Raw genomic sequence first — 9,939 nt, 5'->3', positions numbered from 1 at the left:
GGCTGCGCGCCCTGCGCGACGCCAGCCGCCCGGCCCAGGCGCTCGCCGCCTACGAGGACGTACGCCGGCTGCTCGCGGACCGGCTCGGCTCCGACCCCGGTCCCGAACTGCGCGCCCTGCACACCGAGTTGCTGGCCGCCGAGGCTCCGGATCCGCGGCCCGGGCCGGCCCTGGGCAACCTGCCCGCCCGGCTCACCTCCTTCGTCGGCCGGGAGGCCGACATCGCGGCCATCGGCGCCGACCTCGCCGCCGCCCGGCTGGTCACCCTGCTCGGGCCCGGCGGCGCCGGGAAGACCCGGCTGTCCCAGGAGGCCGCCGAGGCGGCACGGCACACCGCCCGCGACGGGGTGTGGCTCGCCGAGCTGGCGCCCGTGGACGACCCGGCCGCCGTACCGCAGGCCGTGCTCACCGCGATCGGCGCCCGCGAGACCGTGCTGCACGGCGCGGGAGCCGAGAGCATGCGCGCGGTCGCCGACCGGCACGACGACCCCCTCGAACGGCTCGTGGAGCACTGCGCCCGGCGCCGGATGCTGATCGTCCTGGACAACTGCGAGCACGTCGTCGAGGCCGCCGCCCGCCTCACCGAGCGGCTGCTGGCCCGCTGCCCCGAACTGACCGTCCTCGCCACCAGCCGTGAACCCCTCGGCGTCCCGGGGGAGTTGGTGCGGCCGGTGGAGCCGCTGCCCGAGCCGGTCGCGCTGCGGCTGCTCGCCGACCGGGGCGCGGCGGCCCGGCCCGGATTCCGGGTCGAGGACGATCCCGACGCCTGCGCGGAGATCTGCCGGCGGCTCGACGGACTTCCCCTCGCCATCGAACTGGCGGCGGCCCGGCTGCGGATGTTGGCCCCCCGCCAGATAGCCGACCGGCTCGACGACCGCTTCCGGCTGCTCACCTCCGGCAGCCGCACCGTACTGCCCCGCCAGCAGACCCTGCGGGCCGTCGTGGACTGGTCCTGGGACCTGCTGGACGAGGACGAACGGGACGTCCTCGCCCGGCTGTCCGTCTTCGCGGGCGGCTGCGACCTGGCCGCCGCCGAGGCCGTGTGCGGCCCGGCCGCCCTGGACGCACTCGGCTCGCTGGTCGACAAGTCCCTGGTGGTGGCCGCTCCCTCGGCCGAGGCCGGGATGCGCTACCGCCTCCTGGAGACCGTCGCCGAGTACGCCGGCGAACGGCTCGCGGAGGCCGGCCGCCGTGCCGGGGCCGAGCGCGCCCATCTGACGTACTACCGCGAACTCGCCCGCACCACCGACCCGTTGCTGCGCGGCCCCGAACAGCGCACCGCCATCGACCGGTTCCAGCTGGAGTACGAGAACCTGCGCACCGCCCTGCGGCACGCCGTAGCGGCGGCCGACGAGCAGGATGCGCTCTGCCTGGTGCTGTCCCTGCTGTGGTTCTGGCAGATGCGCGACCAGCGCATCGAGACCCGCACCTGGTGCCAGGAGGTCATGGCGCTCGGCCCCGACCCCTTCACCGAACCCGTCCGGCCCGCCGAGCCGGTGTGGCGGCGGTGCACCGACGCCCCGCCCCCGTACGACGGCGAGGACCTCGCCGAGGCCCGGCGCGGCGTCCACCTCGCCCACCTCGCCTGCATGGACACCGAGCTGGACGCGTGGCAGACCCCCGAGGCGCAGGCCAAGCTGCGCGTCATCACACAGGTCTACCGACCCGGGCTGCCGCAGACCTGCCGGGCGCCGGGCATGCTGTGGTTCTTCGCCGTCATCATGACCGGCGGCGCCGAGCGGCTGCGCCCCGTCGTCGACGCCTGCGTCCAGACCTGCCGGGACACCCCCGGCTTCGAGTGGGAACTGGGCGGGGCCCTGCAGATGCGCGCCAACGTGCTGGCCAACCGCAGCGCCTGGGCCGGCAACGCCTCCCGCGACGCCGACGAGTCGCTGGAGATCTTCCGCCGTCTCGGCGACGCCTGGGGCACCGCCGAGGCGCTGTCCGCCCGCGGCGAGGCGAACGAGCGCCAGGGCGCCTTCCACGAGGCCGCCGCCGACTACCGGACGGCCATCGAGCACGCCGAACGCCTCGGCGCCCGCGGCCAGATGGCCGTCCTCCGCGCCCGCCTCGGCAGCGTGCTCATGGAGGCGGGGGAGCCGGAGCAGGGCGAGCGGCTGCTCCGGGACGTCGTCGCGAGCCAGGACGGCACCCACAACGAGGCCCGGCCCGCCGCCCGGCTGTTCCTCGCCTGCTGGCTCGGACTGACCGGCCGCACCGGCGAGGCCCGCGAGCAACTGCGGCTGCTGCGCGAGGAGTTCAGGATCGCCCACTTCGTCGTCTTCGACTCCCTGATCCTCATGCAGGAGGCCTGGCTGGACGCCCTCGACGGCCACGCCGAGGCCGCGCTGGACCGGGCCCGGCGGGCGCTGCGCCTCGCCCGGGACCCGCTCTCCCAGGCCATCGCCCCGCACCTCGACTCCATCTGCCTCGGCACCGCGGCGATGGCCCTCGCCCGCCTCGACGGCGGCAGCCGGGCCGCCGACGCCGCCCGCTGCCTGGGCGCCTCCGACGCCCTGCTGCCGCCCGGCCACGTTCCCTCCGGCGTCGAGCGCCGGTGCCACGACATGACCGAGGCCCGGATCCGCGCGACGCTCGACGAGCGGGCGTACGACGCCGCGTACGCCGAAGGCGGTGGCCTCTCCCTCGCGGAGGCCACCGCCCTGCTCTGACGGCGTGGACGTCAGTTCTTCGTGCGGAACTTGTGGATCGCGACCGGTCCCATGACCGCCGTGATCGCCACCGACCAGGCGATGGTGACCCACAGGTCGTGCGCGACCGGGCCGCCCACCATGAGTCCCCGGGCCGCGTCCGCGAGCGTGGACAGCGGGTTGTAGTCGGTGAAGTGCCGCAGCCAGCCCGGCATCGACCTGGTCGGCGCGAAGATCGAGGAGCCGAACTGGAGCGGGAACAGCACCAGGAAGCCCATCGCCTGCACCGACTGCGCGCTCTTCAGGATCACGCCGAGGGTGAGGAACACCCACATGATCGAGGAGGCGAACAGCGCGGACAGGCCCACGGTCGCGAACAGACCGGGCCAGCTGGTGATGTGGAAACCGACCAGGACGGCGACGACCATCAGCACGGCCGTGGCGAACAGCATCCGGCCCAGCTCCACGGCGATCTTCGCGAAGAGCACCGAGCCGCGCCCGATCGGCAGCGACCGGAACCGGTCCATGACACCGCTGTTGAAGTCCTGGCTGAAACCGGTGCCGACGCCCTGGGACAGGGTCATGCTCATCATGGCGATCATGCCGGGGATGACGTACTGCACGTACTGGCCCTGGCCGCCGCCGAGCGCCTGGCCGATCGAGCCGCCGAAGACGTACACGAACAGCAGGGTGAAGACGACCGGCATCAGCAGCGCGTCGAACATCGACTCGGGGTCCTGGCGGATCCACAGCAGATTGCGCCGGATGAGGGCGCCGGTGTGGCGCAGATGCCCGCGCAGCGGGATGCGGACGTCGGGGGCGGGGGCGGTGACGGCGCTCATACGGCGACCTCCTCGCGGGAGTCGGCGGGCGTGGCGTCCTGCGGGACACCGGCACGGTGGCCGGTGAGGGACAGGAACACCTCGTCCAGGCTGGGCAGTTCGGTGGTGATGGAGGAGAGGGTGATGCCGCGCGCGGTGACCGCGCCGACCACGGCCGTCAGCTGCTCGTCGCTGAGGATCGGCGCCAGCAGGGTCCCGGCCTCGGCGTCCACGGTGGTGGCGGCCAGGCCGGTGATGCCCAGCTCGTCCAGCATCCCGGCGAGCGGGCGCAGCTCCAGCGGGTCGGCCGGCCGCACCCGCAGGGTGCGCCCGCCCACCCGGGCCTTCAGCTCCTCGGTCCCGCCGGTGGCGATGACCTTGCCGCGGTCCACCACGGTCAGCTCGGAGGCGAGCTGCTCGGCCTCCTCCATGTACTGGGTGGTGAGCAGCACGGTGACGCCCTCGCCGACCATCGCCTTCACCTCGTCCCACACCTCGTTGCGGGTGCGGGGGTCGAGTCCGGTGGTCGGCTCGTCCAGGTAGAGGACGGCGGGCCGGCCGATCATGGACGCGGCGAGGTCCAGCCGCCGCCGCATGCCGCCGGAGTAGGTGCTCGCGGGCCGCCTGGCGGCCTCCGTCAGCGAGAACCGCTCCAGCAGCTCGTCGGCGCGGGCGCGGGCGTCCTTGCGGGACAGGTCCAGCAGCCGCCCGATCATGTACAGGTTCTCCCAGCCCGGCAGCTTCTCGTCCACCGAGGCGTACTGGCCGGTCAGGCCTATCACCCGGCGCAGCTGGCGGGGCTGCCGTACGACGTCGTAGCCGGCCACGGTGGCCCGGCCGGAGTCCGGGGTGATCAGGGTGGACAGGATCCGTACGAGGGTGGTCTTGCCGGCGCCGTTCGGCCCGAGCACGCCCATCACGGTGCCCTCGCGCACGTCCAGGTCGACCCCGTCGAGAGCCTTGGTCTCGCCGTAGTGCTTGACCAGCCCCCGTACCGTCACGGCGTGGCTCCCGCCGGCGGGGTTGTCGTCGATTCGTGTCATGGCCAAGACGGTGCCAGGGCCCGCCGACAAACCACCGACAGGCCACCGACGCCCACCGACAGGCCGCCTGCACGCCCCCGCGGGCCCGCGCAAAGGGGCAGCCCCGCTGACGGGGGAAGATCAGCGGGGCTGCCGGGGTGTTGCCGCGATGGCTCGGTGGTGGTGCCTAGTGGACGGAGTTCTCCTCCAGCGGGAAGGCGCCGCCGACGACGTCCTCGGCGAACTCCTTGACCGCGTTGCCCATGACCTCACGCAGGTTCGCGTACTTCTTGACGAACTTCGGCACCCGGCCGGAGGTCAGGCCCAGCATGTCGGTCCACACCAGCACCTGCGCGTCCGTCTCCGGCCCGGCGCCGATCCCGACGGTCGGGATGTGCAGCACCCGCGTCACCTCGGCCGCCAGCTCCGCCGGCACCAGCTCCAGCACGACCGCGAAGGCTCCCGCGTCCTGCACGGACTTCGCGTCCCGCAGCAGCTGCGCCGCCGCCTCCTCGCCCCGGCCCTGCACGCGGTAGCCCATCGCGTTGACGGACTGCGGGGTGAGCCCGATGTGGGCCATGACCGGGATGCCGGACTCCACCAGCAGCCGGATCTGCTCGTGCGAGCGCTCGCCGCCCTCCAGCTTCACGGCGCCGACGCCCGCCTCCTTGACCAGCCGGGTCGCCGAGCGCAGCGCCTGCACCGGGCCCTCCTGGTAGGAGCCGAAGGGGAGGTCGCCGACGATCATGGCGCGCTGGGTGCCGCGCACGACCGCGGCGGACAGCATGGTCATCTCGTCGAGGGTGACGGGCACGGTCGTCTCGTACCCGAGGTGGCAGTTGCCCGCCGAGTCGCCGACCAGCATGACCGGGATCCCGGCCTCGTCGAAGACGGACGCGGTCATCGCGTCGTAGGCGGTGAGCATGGGCCACTTCTCGCCCCGCTCCTTGGCGAGGGCGATGTCGCGGACGGTGATGCGGCGAGTGCCCTTCCCCCCGTACAGCGCCTTGCTGCCGTCGGAGGGCTTGTTCTGGGCAGCCGAAAGCTGCGTCATGGCAACGGCTCCTTCAGTCATCTCGAGGCGCCCTGACGGCGTCCCCGGATCGCCTCCATGGTGGCACCTCGTGCCAGTCACGGCCAGGGGTACCCCCTTGTGATCCCTTCCGTGTCCGTTCAAGCCCCGGATCTGTAAGGTCTGAGTAAAGAAAATAAGATACGAGACGGTTCCGTATCGGAATGGTCATAGGGTCGGACACATGACAACTTCCGTCCCTGCCTCCCGGATACCGGAAGCGGTGCACCGGCGCCGCTGGGCGATCCTCGGCGTGTTGATGCTGAGCCTGCTCATCGTGGTGCTCGACAACTCGATCCTGAACGTCGCCATCAAGACCATCTCCACCCCGGCCCCGACCGGCCTCGGCGCCACCCAGAGCCAGATCGAGTGGGCGATCAACGCCTACACCCTCGTCTTCGCCGGCCTGCTGTTCACCGCCGGTCTCGTCGGCGACCGCCTCGGCCGCAAGAAGGTGCTGCTCGGCGGCATCGCCGTGTTCGGCATCGGCTCGGCCCTGGCCGCCGAGTCCGGCTCGCCGGACCAGCTGATCGCCTACCGCGCCCTGATGGCCCTCGGCGCCGCCTTCGTCATGCCCGCCACCCTCGCCGTGCTGATGAACGTCTTCGAGCGCGAGGAGCAGCCCAAGGCGATCGGCATCTGGGCCGGCGGCGTCGGCCTCGCCATCGCCATCGGCCCGATCACCGGCGGCGCGCTCCTCGACCACTTCTGGTGGGGCTCGGTCTTCTTCGTCAACGTGCCGATCGTGATCGTCGCGCTGGTCCTGATGCTGTGGCTGGTGCCCGACTCCCGCGACCCGAACCCGGGCCGCCTGGACCCGATCGGCGTGGTCCTGTCCGTCGTCGGCCTGGTGCTGCTGGTCTACGGCATCATCAAGGGCGGCGAACTGGCCGACTTCACCGACGCGAAGGTGCTCGCGACCGTCGCCGCCGGCCTCGTCGTGCTCGCCGCCTTCGTCGTCTTCGAGAAGCGCAGCGACCACCCGTCGCTCGACGTCACCTACTTCAAGAACAAGGTCTTCTCGGCCGCCATGGCCGCCATCGCGCTCGTCTTCTTCGCGCTGATGGGCGTCACCTTCTTCTCGGTCTTCTACATGCAGAGCGTGCGGGGCTACTCGCCGCTCCAGTCCGGCGTGATGATGCTGCCGCTGGCCGCCGCGCAGATGATCTTCGCGCCGCGCGCCCGGCTGGTGGTCGAGCGGTTCGGCAACAAGGCCACGACCACCGTGGGCCTGGTCGTGATCGCCGCCACCCTGGCCGCGTTCGCCACCTTCCAGGCCGACACGCCGATCTGGCTGCTGGAGGTCATCTTCTTCCTGATGGGCACCGGCATGGCGCACATCATGACGCCGACCTCCGTCGTGATCATGCAGGCCCTGCCGCGCGAGAAGGCCGGCTCGGCCTCCGCGCTCAGCAACACCTTCCGCCAGGTCGGCGGCGCCCTCGGCATCGCCGTCCTCGGCTCGGTGCTCGCCACCGCGTACCGCAACGGCATCGAGGGCAAGCTCGGCCCGCTGCCGGCCGCCCTGCGCGACAAGGCCGGCGAGTCCATCGAGGCCACCCTCGGCATCGCCGAGAAGCTCGGCCCCCAGGGCAGGGCCCTGGTCACCCCCGCGGACGACGCCTTCCTGCACGCCATGCACGTCACCGCGCTGTGCGGTACGGGCGTCGCGCTGATCGGCGCCGTGGTGACGGCCCTCTTCCTGCCGGGCAGGCCGCCGACCGGGCAGAAGGGCGAGAAGGAAGCGGAGTTGGTCGGCGCCACGGACTGAGTCCGCGAGCGGATCCACGGGGGAAGGAGGCGGCTGCGGGACAATTCCCGCAGCACAGCGAGAGGACGGATTGACGTGAGCCTTGCCGACAGCCGGCCGAGCCCGGCCGGTCCCGTACGGGGCCGGCCGCGCAGCGAGGCCGTGGAAGTGGCCATCCTGGAAGGCGTGATGCGGCTCCTGGAGGACGGCGTATCCCTCGCCGAACTCTCCATCGAGCGTATCGCCCGCACCGCCGGGGTCGGCAAGGCCACCATCTACCGCCGCTGGAGCGGCAAGGAGGAGCTGTTCGTCGACGTCATGCGCGCCGCCGAACCCCCCGACCCCGAACTCCCCGGCACCTCCATGCGCGACGACCTGGTCGTCCTGCTGGAGACCCTGCGCCAACGCGGCCTGGTCAGCCGCTCGTCGGCGATCCTGCACAACGTCTACGCGCAGATGAAGTCCAGCCCCAAGATCTGGACGGCGTACCACGCCGCGGTCGTCGCGCCCCGGCGTGCCCTCGGCCTGGAGGTGCTGCGCCGCGGACAGCGCAACGGTGAACTGCGCACGGACGTCGACCTGGAACTGGCCAACGACATGTTCGTCGGCGCCATGCTCGTCCGCACCGTCATGCGTCCGGACGCCGAACTGCCCGAGGGGCTCTCGGAGCAGATCGTGGACACCGTCCTGGCAGGCCTGCGGCCCGTCAGCTCGACAGTCGCGTAGCGCTAATGTGCACGTTTCGTCACAGACACCCTTGACCTCTACGGCAAGCGGAACTCACTGCCCCGACTTGTTCGTCCTCGTCTTCCGTACGGCCGTCATGGGGCGGCGGGAACGGAGCCGATCATCCCCTAGGGTCGGAAGAGCACGGGGGAACGAACGGCGTGCACGGCAGGCAGTGAGGCAGACGGTATGGCGCAGCAGCAGCAGGCGTACATGACGGAGACGGACCACGGCGGCTCGGGTCCCGAGCGACCCGGCTCCCGGCTTCGGCGCCTGGTGCACAGACTGCTCGACGGCTGGCGGGGCGACCCGCGCATCTGGCGCCGCGGCATCGTCCTCGCCGTGCTGGCCCTGCTGCTCGCCCTGGTGATGCTGCTGCACTCGCACGTGCCCAACACCGTGGGCAACCTGGGCAGCCTCACCGAGACGTTCCTGCCCTGGCTGGGCCTGGCCGTCCCCGTGCTGCTGGGGCTCGCGCTGCTGCGCAGGTCGGCGACCGCGCTCTTCGCCGTGATCCTCCCGGCGATCGTCTGGCTGAACCTGTTCGGCGGGCTGCTCACCGACAAGACCGGGGCCGGCGGCGACCTGATGGTGGCCACTCACAACGTCAACGCGGAGAACCCCGACCCGGCCGCGACCGCCCGCGACGTGGCCGCCTCCGGCGCCGACATCCTGGCCCTGGAGGAGATCCCCGGCTCCGCCGTGCCCGTCTACGAGGAGGCGCTCGCGCCGACGTACCGGCACCACGCGGTGGTCGGCACGGTCGGCCTGTGGAGCAAGTACCCGATGACCGACGTGCGGGCCGTCGACATCAAGCTGGGCTGGGAGCGGGCGATGCGCGCCACCGTCGCGACCCCAAAGGGCCCGGTCGCGGTGTACGTCGCCCACATGCCGTCGGTGCGGGTGAAGCTGAAGGCCGGGTTCACCGCCCGGCAGCGGGACAAGAGCGCCGACGCGCTCGGCGAGGCCATCGCGGACGAGCCCCTGAAGCGGGTCGTCCTCCTCGGCGACCTCAACGGCACCATGAACGACCGCGCGCTCAACGCCGTCACCTCCCAGCTGCGCTCCACGCAGGGCGCGGCCGGCAGCGGCTTCGGGTTCAGCTGGCCGGCGGCGTTCCCGATGGCGCGGATCGACCAGATCATGGTCAAGGGCGTGGAGCCGGAGAGCAGCTGGACCCTGCCCCGCACGGGCAGCGACCATCTGCCGGTGGCGGCCCGTGTGAAGCTGGACACGCCCTCGTAACCCGGCGGAACACCGGGTCTGAGAGACTTTGTTTCGAAGCTGAACATTGGCTTGTACGAAACCCCCTCTCCCCCGAAAGGCACAGGCCCTTCATGCCCCTGGCCCTGCTCGCACTGGCCGTCGGCGCTTTCGGCATAGGTACCACCGAGTTCGTCATGATGGGGCTGCTCCCCGACGTCGCGCGCGACCTGCACATCTCGATCCCCGCCGCGGGCCACCTGGTCTCGGCGTACGCGCTGGGCGTCGTCATCGGCGCCCCGCTGCTCGCCGCCCTCACCGCGCGGATGTCCCGCCGCACGGTCCTGATCGCCCTGATGGCGCTGTTCGTCGCGGGCAACGCGCTCTCCGCGTTCGCCCCCGGCTACGACTCCCTCCTCGCCGCCCGCTTCCTCAGCGGCCTGCCGCACGGCGCCTTCTTCGGCGTGGGCGCGGTCGTCGCCACCGGCATGGTCCCGCCGGAGCGCAAGGCCCGCTCGGTGTCCCTGATGTTCCTCGGCCTGACCGTCGCCAACATCGCGGGCGTCCCCGTGGCCACGCTGACGGGCCAGCACCTGGGCTGGCGGGCGACCTTCCTCGGGGTGAGCGCGATCGGCGTCGCCGCGATCGCCTCGCTGGCCCTGCTCATCCCGCACGACGGGGCGCAGGCGCCGTC

Annotated in this window: 8 protein-coding genes; 5 read left to right on the top strand and 3 right to left on the bottom strand. The window is 72.2% G+C overall.

Features of this window, described 5'->3' with window-relative positions; genetic code table 11:
* Nucleotides 1–2,672: ATP-binding protein (locus ACWEN3_RS32990; protein ID WP_452978335.1), on the top strand; the 2,672-nt coding region annotated here is incomplete at its 5' end.
* Nucleotides 2,673–2,683: 11 nt separating this feature from the next.
* Here ACWEN3_RS32990 and ACWEN3_RS32985 read toward each other — a convergent pair.
* The 3 genes from ACWEN3_RS32985 to panB all read right to left on the bottom strand — a co-directional run bounded on the left by ACWEN3_RS32985 (nucleotide 2,684) and on the right by panB (nucleotide 5,548).
* On the bottom strand, nucleotides 2,684–3,493 hold the full coding sequence (locus ACWEN3_RS32985; RefSeq protein WP_452978334.1) for an ABC transporter permease: 810 nt from the start codon (nucleotides 3,491–3,493) through the stop codon (nucleotides 2,684–2,686).
* Nucleotides 3,490–4,515, bottom strand: coding sequence for an ATP-binding cassette domain-containing protein (locus ACWEN3_RS32980; protein ID WP_452978331.1), 1,026 nt, complete (start codon nucleotides 4,513–4,515; stop codon nucleotides 3,490–3,492). Before ACWEN3_RS32980 ends, ACWEN3_RS32985 begins: the two co-directional genes overlap by 4 nt.
* A gap of 166 nt (nucleotides 4,516–4,681) precedes the next feature.
* On the bottom strand, nucleotides 4,682–5,548 hold the full coding sequence (panB, locus tag ACWEN3_RS32975) for a 3-methyl-2-oxobutanoate hydroxymethyltransferase (RefSeq protein WP_452978328.1): 867 nt from the start codon (nucleotides 5,546–5,548) through the stop codon (nucleotides 4,682–4,684).
* Between the two features lie 202 nt (nucleotides 5,549–5,750).
* Between panB and ACWEN3_RS32970 the strand changes: the two genes are divergently transcribed.
* The 4 genes from ACWEN3_RS32970 to ACWEN3_RS32955 all read left to right on the top strand — a co-directional run.
* Complete coding sequence (locus ACWEN3_RS32970; protein WP_452978325.1) at nucleotides 5,751–7,337, top strand: MFS transporter; 1,587 nt, start codon at nucleotides 5,751–5,753, stop codon at nucleotides 7,335–7,337.
* Nucleotides 7,338–7,412: 75 nt separating this feature from the next.
* On the top strand, nucleotides 7,413–8,042 hold the full coding sequence (locus ACWEN3_RS32965; RefSeq protein ID WP_452978322.1) for a TetR/AcrR family transcriptional regulator: 630 nt from the start codon (nucleotides 7,413–7,415) through the stop codon (nucleotides 8,040–8,042).
* A 189-nt stretch (nucleotides 8,043–8,231) separates the two neighbouring features.
* Nucleotides 8,232–9,287 carry an endonuclease/exonuclease/phosphatase family protein gene (locus ACWEN3_RS32960; protein WP_452978319.1) on the top strand — a complete coding sequence of 352 codons (1,056 nt, stop codon included), beginning with the start codon at nucleotides 8,232–8,234 and terminating at the stop codon, nucleotides 9,285–9,287.
* Between the two features lie 92 nt (nucleotides 9,288–9,379).
* On the top strand, nucleotides 9,380–9,939 hold a 560-nt coding region (locus ACWEN3_RS32955; protein WP_452978316.1), incomplete at its 3' end, for an MFS transporter.

It is taken from the genome of Streptomyces sp. NPDC004561, assembly GCF_053602155.1.
This window is presented reverse-complemented; position numbering and strand designations above follow the sequence as displayed.